The 17,596-nt window shown below is 46.6% G+C and carries 12 protein-coding genes; 6 read left to right on the top strand and 6 right to left on the bottom strand.

The window, feature by feature from the left end; all coding sequences use genetic code 11:
* The first annotated feature begins 43 nt into the window (after window positions 1-43).
* Genes ACP7IZ_RS06875 through ACP7IZ_RS06895 form a run of 5 tightly spaced genes read left to right on the top strand, consistent with a single transcriptional unit; the run spans window position 44 to window position 6,874 of the window.
* Window positions 44-2,371 (top strand): TonB-dependent siderophore receptor, encoded by a 2,328-nt coding sequence (locus ACP7IZ_RS06875; RefSeq protein ID WP_426848422.1) that lies wholly within the window; start codon window positions 44-46, stop codon window positions 2,369-2,371.
* Complete coding sequence (locus ACP7IZ_RS06880; protein WP_426848423.1) at window positions 2,301-4,061, top strand: ABC transporter ATP-binding protein/permease; 1,761 nt, start codon at window positions 2,301-2,303, stop codon at window positions 4,059-4,061. The genes ACP7IZ_RS06875 and ACP7IZ_RS06880 overlap by 71 nt, the downstream gene beginning before the upstream one ends.
* Before the next feature lie 25 nt (window positions 4,062-4,086).
* Window positions 4,087-4,833 carry a DUF72 domain-containing protein gene (locus ACP7IZ_RS06885; RefSeq protein ID WP_426848424.1) on the top strand — a complete coding sequence of 249 codons (747 nt, stop codon included), beginning with the start codon at window positions 4,087-4,089 and terminating at the stop codon, window positions 4,831-4,833.
* A 20-nt stretch (window positions 4,834-4,853) separates the two neighbouring features.
* Window positions 4,854-5,501 carry an SOS response-associated peptidase gene (locus ACP7IZ_RS06890; RefSeq protein ID WP_426848425.1) on the top strand — a complete coding sequence of 216 codons (648 nt, stop codon included), beginning with the start codon at window positions 4,854-4,856 and terminating at the stop codon, window positions 5,499-5,501.
* Window positions 5,502-5,557: 56 nt separating this feature from the next.
* Entirely contained in the window at window positions 5,558-6,874 is a 1,317-nt protein-coding gene (locus ACP7IZ_RS06895) for an Hsp70 family protein (RefSeq protein ID WP_426848426.1), read from the top strand.
* 19 nt (window positions 6,875-6,893) lie between these two features.
* On the opposite strand, the gene ACP7IZ_RS06900 is transcribed toward ACP7IZ_RS06895, so the two are convergent.
* From ACP7IZ_RS06900 to ACP7IZ_RS06925, 6 genes are all read right to left on the bottom strand, one after another.
* The gene (locus tag ACP7IZ_RS06900) at window positions 6,894-8,345 is read right to left on the bottom strand and encodes an efflux transporter outer membrane subunit (protein WP_426848427.1); all 1,452 of its coding nucleotides are present in this window, start codon (window positions 8,343-8,345) and stop codon (window positions 6,894-6,896) included.
* Window positions 8,342-11,386, bottom strand: coding sequence for an efflux RND transporter permease subunit (locus tag ACP7IZ_RS06905; protein WP_426848428.1), 3,045 nt, complete (start codon window positions 11,384-11,386; stop codon window positions 8,342-8,344). Before ACP7IZ_RS06905 ends, ACP7IZ_RS06900 begins: the two co-directional genes overlap by 4 nt.
* Window positions 11,383-12,477, bottom strand: coding sequence for an efflux RND transporter periplasmic adaptor subunit (locus tag ACP7IZ_RS06910; protein WP_426848429.1), 1,095 nt, complete (start codon window positions 12,475-12,477; stop codon window positions 11,383-11,385). Before ACP7IZ_RS06910 ends, ACP7IZ_RS06905 begins: the two co-directional genes overlap by 4 nt.
* A 47-nt stretch (window positions 12,478-12,524) precedes the next feature.
* Window positions 12,525-12,854: a DMT family transporter gene (locus tag ACP7IZ_RS06915; RefSeq protein WP_426848430.1), complete on the bottom strand. Its 330-nt coding sequence runs from the start codon at window positions 12,852-12,854 to the stop codon at window positions 12,525-12,527.
* Window positions 12,851-13,432: a TetR/AcrR family transcriptional regulator gene (locus ACP7IZ_RS06920; protein WP_426848431.1), complete on the bottom strand. Its 582-nt coding sequence runs from the start codon at window positions 13,430-13,432 to the stop codon at window positions 12,851-12,853. Before ACP7IZ_RS06920 ends, ACP7IZ_RS06915 begins: the two co-directional genes overlap by 4 nt.
* Before the next feature lie 173 nt (window positions 13,433-13,605).
* Entirely contained in the window at window positions 13,606-15,048 is a 1,443-nt protein-coding gene (locus tag ACP7IZ_RS06925) for a DUF2252 domain-containing protein (RefSeq protein ID WP_426848432.1), read from the bottom strand.
* Between the two features lie 303 nt (window positions 15,049-15,351).
* Here ACP7IZ_RS06925 and ACP7IZ_RS06930 point away from each other — a divergent pair, with 303 nt between their 5' ends.
* Window positions 15,352-17,499, top strand: coding sequence for an AsmA family protein (locus ACP7IZ_RS06930; protein WP_426848433.1), 2,148 nt, complete (start codon window positions 15,352-15,354; stop codon window positions 17,497-17,499).
* Window positions 17,500-17,596: the final 97 nt, after the last annotated feature.

Consider the following 17,596-nt stretch of genomic DNA (forward strand, 5'->3'; position numbering starts at 1 on the left):
TGCGGCTGCTATTTGTAATATAGCAACTGTTATTCCCGCCTTAATGCGGGAACCAGCCTTATGTGCTGGATACATCAACCTGCCCTGTCAGCCTTTATGTATGACGCTGTCAGGACAGATAGGTATGTCTCGTATTTTTCGAACACTCCCATGTTTTGGGGTTATGGTAGGCGGTCTTTCGCTTATCTGCGCGCCCGCCTCGGCTGCTGCCCTGCCCACCTCTTGCAAGCCAACCTCAGCCAGTGCGCCTAAAAAATGCAGCGCTTCTGGGCCTTCATGCGCGTGTTCATCTTCGGCAAATCATGCGTCTGCTGAAACAACCCGTCAGAATATTACCGTATATGGATCTGGCACCCGGCATTCCTACACCGTGCCAACAATAGAAGCATGGGGGAAAACGCCGGTTGCGCTGAAGGATATTCCGCAGTCTGTATCTGTTATTACACAGCAGCGTATGGAAGATTCCAACATGCTGACAATGACAGACGCCATGCGCCAGATTAACGGTATTCGCGTTATGCCGGCTTCTACGGCCAATTCAAATTTCTACTCACGCGGGTACCAGCTTACAACTTCTGTGGACGGCACGCCAAATGCTTCTGGAACGCTGAATAACGCCAGTTTTGATCTTTCCATGTATGATCGTATCGAGGTGTTGCGTGGGTCTTCGGGCCTTTTGCAGGGGGCTGGTGGCGCGGGTGGCGTTGTAAATGAAGTTACCAAAAAACCGGGGCAAGATTTTGCGCTAACCGGCGCAGCCAGTGTTGGAAGTTTTAATAACTACCGTGCAGATGTGGATATGACGGTAGCGCTCAACAAATCCAAAACCCTTCGTTTCCGCACGGCGGATCTGTTTGAAGATAATAATTACTTTTACAAATACGCCCATACCCGCAAATGGCAAACCTATGGGGTGTTGGAGTGGGATATAACCCCGCGCACCACCTTTATGGTTTCTCACGCCGCGCAACAGCAGGATAATCAGGCCCCTTATTACGGTTTGCCGCTTACAACGGCCAATACGTTATGGTCTGGCAGCCGCTCTGCAAACCCCAGCCAGAGCTGGGGATATTCCAATTACATGACACAGCAGACCATTGCCTCGCTCAACCAGAAACTCTGGGGGGATTGGTCTGCAACCGCGCGCGGCACGTTTTATGATCAAAGCTATAATACGCTCTATAATGAACCATGGAACCAGATAGACCCCACCACAGGAACCCTACAGTATCAGGATCAAGGTATTGCCGCTTTTAAGGGTACGAACGCATCACGCTCTGCGGATATTTATGCCCAGGGCAGTTTCCATTTTCTAAACCGCACGCATCATGCGCTTTTTGGCTTCAATTATAATTCGTACGAACAGGTTACGCAGTATGCCAACAACAACTGTAACGCCATCTATAACGATGTGAGCATAAACAACACGGATGTTGTTAAAAAACCTGCGGCAAGCTGCTTTAACTATGCCACAAACGCCAATGGCTGGGGGACAGATGACTACGCCTATCAATGGGGATTTTATGGCCAACTGCGGTTTGAGCTGACTAAAAAGCTCTCCCTTATTCTGGGCGGGCGTGCCTCACGCTATTACGAGAAACTCCGCGATATTGCCCCCGCACCAGCAACACAATGGCAGACAACATCCAATATACACGGAGAGCTGACGCCTTACTTAGGATCTGTTTACCAAATTACGCCCCATATTTCTTGGTATGCCAGTTACTCCAGTATTTTTACCCCTTCTGTGGGGAAGGAAACCTATCGCGGTGGCGGGCTCACGCCCCAGCGTGGCAACCAGATTGAAACGGGCTTTAAGGCAGAATATTTTCATGGCCGGTTGAATGTTTCTTCTGCGCTGTTCCGGATGGAAAGCGTAAACCAGCCGGTGCAAGATCCGCTGCATTCGCAATTTTACGTCACTACCGGGCCTATTCGCCGCCAAGGGTGGGAAATGCAGATTGATGGGCAAATCCTGCCTAATCTGGATGTGTCTATTGGTTATACGTACCTGGACACCAAAGTTTCCAATTCCCGCGTAAGCGATTTTGGCGGTGTTTACTCCCCACATCACATGTTCAAATCTTGGGTGCATTACACTGTGCCAGATGGACGGCTGAAAGACCTGAACATAGGGGTTGGCATAGATGCCAACAGCAATCTACGCGGGAGTTACGCTACAACCGTACAGGGCGGATACATGACAATGGACGGCATGATTGGTTACAAAATCAACCGTAACCTGCGCCTGCAACTAAATGCGTATAACCTGACAAACCGCCATTATTACGAACGCGCCAGTGGTATATGGCAGTTCAACTTTCCCGCAGCCCCTCGTAATTTTATGGCAACGCTTCGTGCTACGTACTGATAAACCTTCTTCTTCCCACTCTCTTTCAGACTGGAAAATCCTGTTTCCTTTTTGGGTGTCCGCAGAAAAGTGGAAAGCATGGGGCCTGCTGGGCCTGATTATTGGGCTTTCTCTGCTTTATGTGCGTACGGCCGTATGGTTTGGTATTTGGGACCAGAAATTTTTTGATGCCTTTTTTGCGTTCCATGTGCGCAAAGCCTTGGGCATGTTACCGATTTATATTGCGGCTTGCGCCCTTTCGGCTGGCATTTACGTGCTGCAAACTTACCTGACACAGATCCTTTCCATGCGTTGGCGCTTGTGGAACACAAAGGTCTATCTTCAACGCTACCTAAAAAATGCGACCTATTACCGTTTGGAGCATGATGCCACACAGGCAGATAACCCAGACCAGCGTATTGCAGATGACCTTGCGCAAATGACAACCCTTGTCCTCAAACTGGGGTTGGATGCTATTCAGGCTGTTATGACGCTGCTGTCATTCTCTATTGTTTTATGGGAAATCGGCGGCGCGTTATCTGTGCCGCTTTGGGGGCGTGTCTATCATATTCCCGGTTATCTGTTTTTTGGAACAGTTATTGTTTCCGTATTGGTTTCTTTGCTTATAGAAAAGGTAGGTGGCCCCTTAGTTCATGCCGATTATCAGCAACAACATTATGATGCTGATTTGCGTGCAAGCCTGCTTGATTTGCGGCGCAATTCTGAACAGGTTGCTTTTTATAAAGGGGAAGACGCTGAACATCTGCGCTTTTCTACCCATCTTGCACACATCGCTAAAAATTGGCGCAAGGTTGTGCATTACACGTGGCGCGCTAATTTTGTGGGAACGTTTTATAATCAAACAGCTTCCATTATTTTATGGGTATTGCTTGTGCCCAAAATTATGGCCCATGCGCTTACGTTTGGCACATATGCGCGTATTAATGCCGCATTCATGCAGGTTCGGAGCAGCTTGCAATGGTTTATTGATAATTACACGGATCTGGCCGGTTTACGTTCTACATTGCAACGTCTTGCTGAATTTGAACGCATAATACAGCGGAAGCCTACCCAAGGCATTATGTGCAAGCCCACAAACGAAAATACAGTTTCAACCCACAATCTGGTTCTTAACCTGCCTTCCGGGCAGACATTGCTGGATTTTGGCAGCCTAACATTTCAAGCGGGTGAGCGATGGGCTATTTATGGTGCATCAGGCAGCGGAAAAAGCACGTTTTTACGCAGCTTAGCCGGATTATGGCCTTATGGCAGTGGAGATGTGTGCCTTAACAGCGCAAAAGCTATGTTTGTTCCGCAGCAAAGCTACGTACCAGCGGGTTCTTTAAGGCAAGCCCTTTCCTACCCCTTACCCCCAGAGCAGCATAACCTGCACGCCTATGAAGCCGCCCTTCATGCGGTTAATCTGGGGGGATACGTGCCTCGTCTGGATGAAGAGCAAGTATGGGAGAATATTTTGTCTGGTGGCGAACAGCAACGTTTGGCCTTGGCACGGGCCTTTCTATTTCGCCCTTCCATTCTGTTTCTGGATGAAGCCACGTCTGCTATGGATACTGCCAATGAGCGCTGCCTTTACGATGCGCTGCTAACTCTCTTGCCGCAGTGTACAATTATCAGCGTGACGCATCACAAAGCTCTGCAAGATTATCACCAGAAACAAATTATTTTGCAAAATGGCAGGGCCTTCTTTTAACCCTCGGACATTAAGGCAGATTATTATGCCTATTCGCATCGGCGTTGCGGGCTGGTCGGTTCCAACCAAACTTGCCGCAGAATTTCCTTCAACCGACACGCATCTTGAACGCTACGGTACGCGTTTTTCTGCTGTGGAAATTAACAGCAGTTTCTATCGTCCTCATCAGCAAAAAACTTACGTGCGCTGGGCAGCAAGCGTACCGCCAGATTTCCGCTTTTCCATCAAACTTCCCAAGGCAATTACGCATGAGCAGCGTTTTGTGGGATGTCAGGATCTTGTTGCACGTTTTGCTGAGGAAACCAGTGGTTTAGGCGATAAGCGCGGCCCCATTCTGGTTCAACTACCTCCAAGTTTTGCTTATCCTGGAGAGATTGCAGAACAGTTTCTTCATGATTTGAAAGCCATAATCAACGGCCCTGTTGTGTTGGAACCAAGGCATGAGAGCTGGTTTCAGCCAGAAGTTGATAAGATGCTGAAAAGGCAGCATGTCTCACGGGTTGCGGCAGATCCGGCCAGATTTATTTCTGCCGCGCAGCCCGGAGGCTGGAATGGGCTTGCCTATTTTCGGCTACACGGTTCTCCGCGCATTTATGAATCACTGTATAGTGTAGAAACTGTGCAGGCTCACGCAAACAGCGTTGCTGCGTTGAGCGCATGTGGCGCAGATGTGTGGACAATTTATGATAATACCACCTTTGGTGCAGCCACACAGAATGCACTTGAACTGATAGAAGCGTTAAGGCAGCCGCATGGTAATCTCATGGATTAATGCGCCTTTGGAGCACGTAGATGTGTAATCTCTATTCCATGACATCCAACCCACAGGCTATTCGCAAGGTTGCAAAGGTGGCGGTAGATCACACGGGCAATCTTCAGCCGTTGCCAGATATTTACCCCAACACAATGGCGCCAATTGTGCGCAATACTGCGCAAGGGCGGGAATTGATGATGGCACGTTGGGGTATGCCCACGCCCCCAAATTATCTTAAGGGGCATAAGGTAGACCGGGGCGTGACCAATATTCGTCACCCAGCCTCTCTGTGGTGGAAGCGTTGGGAGCATGTAGCGTATCGCTGTCTTGTGCCACTTACAGCTTTTTCTGAACCCACGCGCCTGCCAGATGGCAAATCACAACCCATATGGTTTGCTCGTAATAATGATGAGCCCTTGGCATTTTTTGCGGGTATCTGGTGCCAGTGGACATCCGTGCGCAAATTGGCAGACGGAGAAACAACGGATGACCTCTTTGGGTTTTTGACCACAGAAGCCAACCGAGAAGTTGGAGCAATCCATCCCAAGGCTATGCCGGTTATTCTCACACAGCCGGAAGAACTGGATATATGGATGAATGCGCCAGCAGAAGAAGCCCTTCAACTGCAACGGCCCCTGCCGGATGGTGCGTTGAAGGTGATTGCTCCAACTCATGCCCTGAACTAATACCCCGTTCTCTATCGAGAAAACGCAGATATCTGGCGCGGTAGCGCATCAGAGGCATGGACAGCATGGCAAGTGGGCACTATTTTCCGCCAGCCATGACTATTTCAGCCCGCCCCATCCAGATCGGTATTGATTTCGGTACGACCAATAGCGTCATCGTTATCGCGCGTCCTGATCGTACCATCCAGACCATTTCATTCCCTACACCGGATGGTGGTTCCTCTGAAACCTGCCCTACACTTCTTGCCTTGTGGCAAGAAATGGAAGGTGGCAGGCGGCTGCTTCAGCGTGCCGTGGGCGCTTATGCTGTTGAGGCGCATCTTGATGATCCGTCCGAAACGCGCCTTATCATGTCCATGAAGTCCTACCTGGCTCAATCCAGCTTCCGTGAGACACAGGTATTTAGCCAGCGTCTTTCGTTGGAAAATCTGATTGCCACTTTCCTGCGGGAATTGATGGCGCTTACAGATATTACCCCGACAGAATGCCATGTTACGGTTGGGCGGCCGGTTCATTTTGTGGGCGAAAATGCAGATAATGCTTTGGGTGAAGCTCGGTTGCGGGCGGCATTTGCGCAAGCAGGCTTTGCCGATGTTAGCGTTATGATGGAGCCAGAAGCGGCTGGCTGGCGCTTTATGCAGCGGTTGGATCGGCCCGCAACAGTGCTTGTGGGAGACTTTGGCGGCGGCACGAGTGACTTTTCGATCATGCGTTTTGACCCCGCCAGCAACCAACGGGCGCAACCGCTTGGCCATACAGGTGTGGGATTGGCTGGAGATCAGTTTGATTTCCGTATTATTGATAATGTTGTGGCCCCTTACCTTGGGCGCGACTGCACGTTCCGCATTATGGGAGGCGAGCCTCTTCCTGTGCCTATTGAGTGGTATCATTCTCTAGCACGCTGGCACCGTCTCTCTCTTATGCGCACACCGCGCATTCTTAACGAGATTGCAGACGTTGCCCGAACAGCTTCTGAACCGGAAAAGTTAAAAAGCCTGATTGAGCTTATTCGTGAGCAGCATGGGCAGGAACTTTACAATGCAGTTTCTGCTACCAAACGCGCTTTGTCCTCTGCTGAAAGTGCTGAGCTTTCTTTCTCGCAACCCGGTCTGGAGATTAAAACAACCGTTTCTCGTGCAGATTTTGACCGCTGGATTGCCCCAGATATTGCCAAACTGGGTGAAGGCATTGACCAAGCGCTTCATCAAGCCTCTCTGGCCCCAGAGCAGATTGACCGGGTGTTTCTAACTGGGGGCACATCTTTTGTGCCAGCAGTAAGGCAACTCTTTACCTCTCGCTTTGGAGAAGATCGGGTTGAATTGGGTGGGGAATTTGTTTCTGTTGCTGAAGGGTTGGCGTTGGCTTCTGTGTAGCTCTTGATAGAGCTACACGTTACCCGCCTGAAACGACATATAGGCGGATGTAATTTTCCATCAAACGTTGCTGCATGTTCAAAAGCTCGATCTCACAATCTAGGCTTGCAAGCTGGCTGACAAGAAATTCTACTTTGGATTCATCTCCTCGACGGTAAGAAGCCCCTACCCTTTTTTCACTTATTTTTGCATTTTCAGCCATCTGCGCAGCATCGCCGTACTGTGCGCGTGTCATATTGTAATTGGCGAGCGCATCTTCTGTTTCTTTCCATGCGTTCAGCACTGTTCGCTTATATTCCAGCCCAGCGTTTTTGAGTTCGGTTTGGCGCAATTCCACTTGCCGCGCAATTTTGCCACCTTCAAAAATAGGTAGAGTCAGCGTTGGGCCAAATTGGGTATTTCGTGCCCCCCACCCGAACTCGGTTAATGTTAACGCATCTATCGACAATTCGCCAGAAAATGTAATGCGAGGGTAAAAGTCTGCCCTAGCAATACCAACCATAGCCGAAGCCGCGTGTAATCTTTGTTCAGCCGCACGAATATCTGGCCGACTTTGCACCAATACGGACGGAATTTTTAAAGGTGCTGGTGTAATCTGAGTATAATCAATAGGTAAAAAACTCTGATCATTCACAGATAAAGCATCAGGACGGTTGTATACCAGCGTGGAAAGCGCCCGACGTACAGCCTGTTGCGCATTATCCAGTTCCTGATACTTCATAAAAACCTTATGAAATTGATTGCTTTGTTCAAGAAGAACTGTTTGGGATATCAAGCCCCGTTGGTACGAGGCGTTATTTATAGTCTCTATTTCTTTTAAAATATTCGATGCTTTTTTTTCAACCTCTACCATTTGGGTAAGGTTGACCCAAAGAAAATAAAGACGGCAGATTTCTGCCTCAAATGAAAGAGATACAGCCTCAATATCATCTTGAAAGGCCTGACGATTGGCATCAGCCACCTTTCGCATCAATTTATAGCGGCCCCATAGGTCTAGCTCCCATGATGCAAACATACCCGTATTAAAATTACTATAAGAAACGCCTTTAGGTTCTAGGTAAGAACCTCCTTGATCTAACCCTAATAAAGGCCGCAATACATCTCCTATGCCTGCTGTAGATGTATAATTTCTGCTATACCCTGCTGTGCCGTTAATTTCGGGCATATTTGCTGCGTAGGCTATTTTTGTTTCAATACGAGATGCTTGCAGTTTTTCATACGCAATATTGATATCAATATTTTCCTGCAACCCAATACTTACGAGATTATTCAATTTTGGCTGATGAAAGTTCTGCCACCAGTCTTTTTGTGTTTTGCCATCAAACTGTTGGGCCGGTGTATTCTCCCATGCTTGTGGTAATGTTACTTTTGGGAGTGATGTTTTGGGCTGTAAGGAGCATGCCTCCAGAAATACGACTGGCAATAACAATGCAATTCTATTTTTCTGGAATTTGGGAAACATAAAAATCATTGTACAGCCTTATCTTTTTGTTTCTCACCAAATATAACCAAGTAAAAAGCTGGCAAGGAAAGAAGGGTAAGAAATGTAGCAACACTCAATCCCCCAATCATGACAATGGCCATAGGCCCCCAAAAAATATTAAATGCTAACGGAATGAAGGCAAAAACAGAGGCTAAAGCTGTAAGTATAACAGGGCGTGCACGCAATATTGTTGCATCAATAACAGATGCATTTAGCGTTAAACCATTATGTTTGTTATATTCTATTTGATCTACCAGTAATATGGTATTGCGCATAATCATTCCGGCCAAAGCAATTAAGCCTAACAAGGCAACAAAACCAAATGGTGCTTTAAAGATAAGTAAAGCCAATACTGCACCTATCAGCCCCAAAAAGCTGGAGCATAAAACCAGCACAACACGGCTGAATTTTTGCAGTTGCAGCATTAAAATAAGCAGCATAATACCTATGGTTGGGGGCAATAAAGCAAATATGGCATCATTTGCTGTTTCAGAAAGTTCGGCGTCTCCCCCTACTTCTACTCTATAACCATATGGAAGATGCTTTTTTATGTTATCTATTTTCTGTTTTATCTGCTCTACAATTTCCAGGGGCTCAACACCCGGCATAACATCAGACTGAACTGTTATGCATGGTTCTCCATTTCTTCTCCATATCACAGGAAAAACCTGTTTAATTTCCAAAGACCCTAATTGGCCTAGAAATACATTACCCATTTGCGTTTGTATTGGAAGCAGCCCCCATAATTGTGGATTATGACGGAATTTTTCTTCTGCACGAATAACTAGGCTACGATGATTATCCGCATTAAAAATTTTACCTACCTCTTCTCCAGAAAGAAAAGCCTGCATTTGTTGTGCAATGGCAATACGGTTACTTCCAAAATGAGCAACTTTTTCTGAATCCAGTTGAAATGATTCAGAGAGTGTACGATTGCCCCAATCAATCTGTACATCAGATGTGCCAGATGTATTTTTAAGAATATCTCTTATTTCATGAGATATATTTATAATTTTATCTATGTTTGGACCAATAATGCGATATTGCACGGGAAAATCAGCCGTTGGCCCCAAAGAGAGCCTTTGTACATGAAGGCTTGCGGGAATATCATTCGCGAAAGCTTTAATACTTTGGAAGAGCTCTTCCCTCGCATTCAAATCCTTAGCAACTAAAAGCAAGGTTGCGTGTGAAGCACTTGGACTGGCTGGTATATAAGGCAGATAAAATCTGGGCGCGCCATCTCCGATGTGTGTTTCAATATGAGCCAGAGAAGGCAAGTATAATATCTTGCTTTCAATATCGCTTACAATTTTATTGGTTTTACTAAGTGAACTTCCGGGTGGTAATGCAACATCAACAATCAGTTCTGGGCGATCAGATAGAGGGAAAAACTGCTGATTAACCAACGATGTGCCAAATATTGCCATAACAAGAAGAGTAAGCGTTACGGCGCAAACGGTTTTTCTTTTAACAACAACCCATTCAAGGGTTTTACGTAAAACAAGAATACTTTTTGTTTCTAAAGACGGTGTATTTTCTAATGTATTTTGGGGTTGTGGTAAAAACCATACCCCAAGCAAAGGTATGAAAATTACGGCTACCACCCAGCTACAAAGCAATGCGGCAGCACTTACCCAGAAAATCTCACCAGCATATTCACCTGTTGTAGATTTAGCTATTCCAACAGGTAAAAAGCTTATAATGGTTATTAAAGTGCCCGTAAGCATAGGAAAAGCCGTGTGTTCCCACGCGTAGGATGCCGCATCCTCTCTGCTGGCACCGTTGGATAACTGCACAATCATGGCTTCTATACTAATAATAGCATCATCAACCAATAGACCGAGGGACAGTATTAAAGCACCCAGAGAAATGCGCTCTAAACCAATTCCAGATATTTTCATGTATAGTGCAACAAAAGATAGGGTAAGCGGCACTGAAAATGCCACAACCATTCCGCTTCGAAATCCGAGTGTTCCAAATGCTACAACCAGTACAACCAGAAGCGCAAAAAAGAACTTTAACAGGAATGTATTTACGGCTTCCTTAATAACCTTACTTTGATCTTCAACTTGAACAAATTTTAAACCTGTTGGCAGTTCACTATTTATTTTATCTAGCTCGGTATTTAGTTTTTTACCCAAGGTAAGGCCATCACCATCTTTTGCCATTGCCACGGCTATAATAAGTGCTGGTGTGCCATGATACCGCACAATACTGGATGGCTGATCAATATAACCCCGGCTAACAGTTGCAATGTCTTTGACATGCAAGTTGCCAGATTTTGAAGGTAATGTGATCTGTTCTATGGATTCCTGATTATAAACGGCACCAGAAACATCAATAGGCATGTCAATGCCAAAATCCAGCATGCCGCCTGATGCAATAAGGCTATGTTGCTGTATGGTCTCAGAAAACTGCGCCAGGCCCATACCTACATTTTTTAGCCGAACAGGATCTATATCTATATTAAAGGTTGCTGGAATTTCCCCAATAATTTGTACCTTTGCAACATCAGGAATTCTCTGAAAACCAGTTTTTATTTTTTTGGCGATCGGAGAAAGGCTGGAGACTTCTGGCCCTGTTAGCGCAAAGGTATAACCATAAACATCTGCAAAATCATCATTTACAGATAATGTTCCTCCTTCTGGTAAAGTAGGAGAAACATCAGCTACTTTGTTACGAACTTTTTGCCAGATTTGTGGAACCTGCTCTTTGGGGGCATTATCATTTAAAGAAACCTGCGTAACACAAAAAGACTGATTACAGTATGTGGAAAGAGTATCTAAAAAATCTATACCACGTAATTCTTGTTCCAATGGATTTATTATTTGCGCCTGCAATGCATCCGGGCTTGCTCCAGCCCATTGGGCCGAAATTGTCATACTTTTTAATGTAAAATTAGGATCTTCAGCACGCCCCAGATTGATAAACTGCCATCCCCCGGCAATGACAGAGATAATCATTAGAAAGCCAATGAGCTGAGGATGTTCCACAGCCCAACGAGATGGATTGAATTTTTGAGACATCATGAATGCTCATCCATCTGCACAATTTTTACGAGGTCTTCATGCTGAAGTAGGTCTGGGCCACTTGAAACCACAAGTTGTTCGGGTAAAAGGCCTGTTACAATGGCATCTTGCCCATTCAAGCTTACAATTGTGATGTTTTGTTCCTCAATATGCTGTTTATTTTTACTCACCACCCAAACAAGAGGCGTATTTTTTTTGTAAAAAATTGCAGTAAGAGGCACGCGAACAAAATTTTTTACTTGCTCTGGTAAGAGTGTAACAAAAACAGAAGTATTCAATGGTAATGGCAACGGGTTTTTTAGTGCCAGCCGTGCATGTCTTACTTTTGTATCAGGATCAAAATATGGGCTGATACGCACAACCTCCCCTTTCACACCAATGGGGTGTGTATCTCCTATAATCGTAATTTCGGCTTGCTCACCAATGTTTACGGACTTTGAATCATATAATTCTACATCAATTTCGGGGTTGCCTGCTGCCATTACAACAATCTCATTCCCAACCCCGGCTAATGCACCGGGCTGGGCAGAAATTTTTATGATAATTCCATCCTCTGGGGCCCGCACCATACTTTGTTGTTCTTGGCTTTCAGCTAGTTTTTCGGCTTCTTTTGCAATTTTTTCTTTTGCACGGGCCATAGAAAGGGCTGATTGTCGGTCTTTTATTGTGCTTGTAGATAAAGCGCCTATAGCATCCAAACCGTTACTACGTTTTACAAGATCAGAAAGCTGAAGCGTATTGGCATGCGCTGCTTCAAACTCATTCTGCGCTTGTGCCAGAAGAAGTTTTGAATCTGTATTGTGCATAATAGCTAAAATATCATTTTTATGTATAAATTCTCCTTCGCTGACAGGAATACTTTTAATTTTTCCTTCTCGTAGCGTAGAGACAGATATTATATGCTGAGCAGTATAAAAACCCACATATTGTGATAAATTATTATCAGCACGGACAACCTGAACGACCTCAACAGGTTTTGGTTGTGGTGCCACAGGTTTACTGTATTTTTCTTTACAAGCACTCATAGATATAAGAGTGGTAATTAAGAAAGCCTTATAGAGCACTTTTGTTTTTTTGATATGATACCACATAATACTTACAACTATGCACTTGCTCTATTTTGAGAGTTTTAGAGATTTTACGTATTGTGAACATTGGTGCCGTTTGACAACAGGACACCAAAAAATATGAGAACAATACCAAGTATTTGGGAGTAATCTAAACTTTGGTTAAAATAAAAACGGCTAATAAGGCACGAAAAAATAATACCTAACCCAGAAGATACACTATAAACGACACTCATAGGAGTAACTTTTAAGGCAAGGGATAGAAAGAGAAACGATAGCACATACCCAACACTCATGACGCAAATTGGGAGAGGCTTTGTAAAGTTCTGTGCTTCTTTAAGTGCGGCCGTGCCGATTACTTCGGAAACCACCGTAAAGAAGATGTACAAAAACCCCTTCATTGGTCTATCCGTTTAGAATATGTAATTTTTTCAATAATGCTCTGAATATCTTCGTAATCAATGCCATTCAGTTTGTCAGCACCTAATATTTCCCATAATGACAACCCATCTGCTGCTAAGCAGCATAAAATCATTAACGGCGAACTTTCTTCAAAAAGCCCGGTAGATTTTATTGTTTGCCAATAAATACGCGTCCATTCTTGAGACAGTGTACTGTCTGACAGCATGACAGATAGCAACTGGCGAAGAATAATATAGCTTTTATCCTGCGGGTTAGATGCATTGCCCAAGCCAATATAGGCACGCGCTGCCCGCCCTGTTTCAACAGGATCTTTTTCCATAGCAGCCAGTATTTCATCTCGAAAAAGATTGAGTTCTCGATGGAACAACCCATCAAGAAGTTTCTCCTTAGAGGGAAAATGATGGAGCAAGCCGCCTTTGCTAACACCCGCCTTTTGCGCAACCAAATTTAGTGTCAGTTTTTGCGCGCTTTCATGAATCAGTATTTCAGCAGCAGCATCCAAAAGATTGCTTTTTACAGATTCCGGATTGTTTGTGCGTGTCTTATGGCTCGTCATGAGAAAAACATACCGTCCGGACGGTTTTTTGTAAAGCCCAAACCTGTAACCCTAAAAAATGGCTAAAAAGCCGGCCTTATGATGTTTTAGGTAACAGGCGCTCCTATTTAATGTGCTCTTCTGGTGAGAGACGCACGTAAGCCCTGCACGCCTCACCAGAAAAGATTGTGAAATTAAGATTTCTTCTTTGGGGATACGTTTTCTTTGGATGATGAGGCAGAAGATTGAGTGGAAATTCGCCCTGCTTTAATGGCTGCACAGAAGGTTTTCCAATCGGCTTTTGTCTGATCTGCATAAGCAACAGAAAAACCCGCAATGGCATCTGCAAAAGCACGCCCTCCGCCCAGATAGCCCGCCAAAGTGGCAACATCACCAGAGCGCGCATGAGCGCGTGCAAGCGTGCGACCACATAAAAGCGCATAATCTGGCAGACCAATCTGCGCAAATTCTGCGCCAATTGCAGCCAAACGCTGATCTTTCAGCCGGCGCACATAAAACTGGCGCTGCCCAATAGGAAGGCTTCCCGTTTCGCCATCTACTTCATCTGTGCCGCTACTATGCGTCCAGCCTAAAAACGCGTCAGATGCTGTTTGCATAATACGCTGCCCTACCACAACGCGTTCACCCTGATTGCGGAATGGCGAGGGTTGAAGATATGGAGCCAGAACAGAAACCTGAGCTTCCTTGATTTGAAGCAGTAAAACTTCATTATCTGGTGTCGAAAATAGGCCTATGGCGCAAAACGTGCCCACACTGCCTACGCCTACAACCTTGAAAATAACATCCTGCAACGTGTAGCGAGAAAGCAGAATGGCACGCTCGGGCGGTTGTGTTGCAATATATCGGGCAAAGGCTGCGCGTATTGCCTCATCCTGTTCTGGCAGACGCACCACCAAGGGTGGTTGTTCTGTTAGGCGTGGTGTACCGCAATCTTCTGCCACAAGGCCAAAATGTGTACGCGCACTTTCCAGACGTGCATCTAGCAAGCTCTGGACTTTTTTGCGGGCTTGTTTGTCCTGAAAACCCGCAATGGCGGCCGAAAGGTCAATGCGTTCTGCCCAGATTTCCAAAGGGCTCATAGGGGCCAGGCGCACCATTTCCTGCGCATAGGATTGCGCCATGCTACGTGCCAGATTACGTGCAGATGCCTCGGAAAGCCCAGATTCTCGCCCCGCCAGTACCAAAGAGGTGCCTAAACGTTTGATGTCCCATTCAAATGGAGCGGAAAGCGTTTCATCAAAATCATTGATATCAAAAACTGCGGTCCCTTCCGCAGAGGCATAGCTGCCAAAGTTGGCCAGGTGGCAATCTCCACAGCTTTGCACTCTTGGGCCCGCGGAAAGTGTTCCGGCCAAATCTGCTGCCATAACAGCCGCCGCGCCGCGTAAAAAGGCAAAGGGAGAAACGGCCATGCGTGCATAACGCACTGGTAATAATGCGCTGATCCGATGCTCCCCTTGCGTAACAAGGATAGACACCGGATCTATCCTTTTTTTGGGGGGATGCCATTCTGCCTGTTGGGTACGTGGCGCAACCTTGCGCAGTTTTATGCCATTGGCATGGCGAAGGGCGCGAGGAATAAGGCTGGCGGTCTGTGCCGGAAGAGCTGATGTCATAGAACATTTTTAGGCATAGCTCTCAGATTGAGCCAACAACTCAAACGAAAAGCGTTGCAGGTATGCAGTATTCTCGTGTCTCTGGCCATATTTAGAGCCAGTGTCTTTTTTAGGAACATACCTCCCCTTTCTGCCGTTCTCTGACAGGTGCATCGTGCCAGACTGGTAACGGGCAGGAACTTCGCAACCAAACATAACGTTTGCCTTGTTATATAAATGCAATACCGGGATAACCCTTTCTATCCCTGATATATTTTAAGTTTTTATCTGTTTGTGGCCTTATGCCTTCAAGGAGCCCGCCTTATGACTGAAACACCCCCTCAGACACCCGCAAAATCGCACCCGGTGCTGATAGGGTTAGGTTGCTTTCTGCTGGCCATTATCCTGCTGATTGTATTCTGGTCATGGGATTGGTTTGTACCTTTGGTCAATTCCCGTGCCACGACAATACTCCACCGCAAGACCACTATTGAGCATCTGCACGTTGCGCTTGGGCGTGTGACAACCATTCGGGTGGAAAACCTTAAGATAGAACAGCCCAAGACCTTTGATCAGGAAAAAAATCTGTTTGCTCAATCCAAGGAGCTAACCGTTTCAGTTGATGTCTGGTCCTACCTATGGCACCGCGCGCTTCATATCCCGCTTATAGCGCTTACTGAGCCTAAAGCAGACATTCTTGCCCGCAAGAATGGTGAAAACAATTACACCTTTACTGAAGACGGAAAACCTGCCCCAGCAGATAAGAATAAGGCGGAGCAGGCCAGCAGCCTTCCTGATATTGGAGAACTGCGTATTACCAATGGTGCGCTGCATGTCCGGCATGATCCGCTACAGGCTGATATGCAGATGGGAGTGGAAACCACGCCACCGCAAGGCAACAACCGCGGATCTTTGCGTCTTACAGCTAAAGGACGTTATGCGCAGCAACCTATTACGGCCCGCTTTGTAGGGGGCACTGTTCTCTCCTTTGTTGCTGATAAGGAGCCTTATCCGGTTGATTTGTTCGTGCAAAATGGCCCTACAACAGCCACGCTGAAAGGGGATGTTGTGCATCCGCTCACACTCAGTGGGGCGCATCTCAAACTGCACTTTGCCGGGCCTGATATGTCTTTGCTGTATCCGCTTACCGGTGTACCCATTCCGCGCACACCTGCGTACAGCATTACGGGTGCCCTAAACTATACGCGCGAACATGTTGTTTTTAAAGATTTTGAAGGCAAGATGGGCACCAGTGATATTGGCGGCACCATTGAAATCAACCCACATGAAAAGCCCATATTCGTACAGGCAGACCTCCATTCCAAACAAGTAAACCTTGTTGATCTAGGCGGTTTTATTGGCGCAAAACCTGACAAGACAAAGGCAGAAGAAAAAGCGGAAGCCAAAAGCAACACGGTGCTGCCAGATACCCCTATCAACATTCCCAAACTGAATGCTGTAAACGCACATGTTACGTATCATGGTGCGCACATCGAAAATCAGAAAGTGCCGCTTGATAATATTGACGCCGAATTTTTTGTGACCGATGGCGCCATTGATCTGAAACGCCTGAATTTTGCAGTGGGAAATGGCACTCTGGCCAGCTCTGCTACCCTCAAGCCAGACGGCAAGTTGTTTGATACGACCGCGCGTATCGATTTTGCCCGCATTGACCTTTCACGCATTATGCAGGCCACAGCAGATTCAAAAGCCCAAGGTATTATTGGCGGGCATATGACCCTCAAGGCGAAAGGTAATTCCATCGCCTCTCTGATGGCTGCTGGTAATGGGGGCCTTACGCTGGTTCTGGATCAAGGGGGGGATATTACAGCCATCTTGCCGAGCGTATTGGGTCTGCAACTGGCTAATGCTGTTCTCAGTGCGATTGGTCTTCCATCCCATACAGATATTCGCTGCTTTATTGCGGATATGCCGCTCAAGAATGGTATTGTCTCAACCAATACCTTGCTGCTTGAAACGGGCGAAGCCCGCACATTGGGTAAAGGCACTATCAATTTCCGCACAAACAAGCTGGATTATGAACTCACCACGCGCTCACAACACCCCACAATTGCTTCGCTACCGGGTGCATTCCATATTACCGGCCCCATTAAGTCCCCCATGGTTCTTCCCGGTGCCGAAATTATTGGCCGTGCAGCCGCAGCTACCGGGCTGGGATTTGTTTTTCCGCCGCTTGCCTTGCTTCCAACCATTCAGTTCGGTGTAGGTGACAAATCTCTATGCAGCCGCGCTGTTCAGGAAGTGAACAGCAATCCTGCCGCCGGGATTGCACCCGGAGCACTCTCTCATGCACGCGGTTCAGTAGGAAAACAAAAGCCCTCCTCCACGAAAGCCCGCATAACAAACGGCAAGAAACCAGTGCCTGCTGAAAAGCCAAAAAAGGGACAACAGAAGCAAATGACACCTGCCGAAGTGCGGGCCGCATGGGAGGCAAAACTTAAGAACAAGTAATAGGAAACCGCTGTTTAGGCAGGGCTCTTCTTCCTGTAAGAGCAAGCCTTATTGATTTCTATTATTGGCTACGGACCCAAGCAAGCAGCTTGCCCGT

The sequence above is a fragment of the Acetobacter sp. AAB5 genome, assembly GCF_050106715.1.
In the GTDB taxonomy this organism is placed as follows: Bacteria; Pseudomonadota; Alphaproteobacteria; order Acetobacterales; family Acetobacteraceae; genus Acetobacter; species Acetobacter oryzifermentans.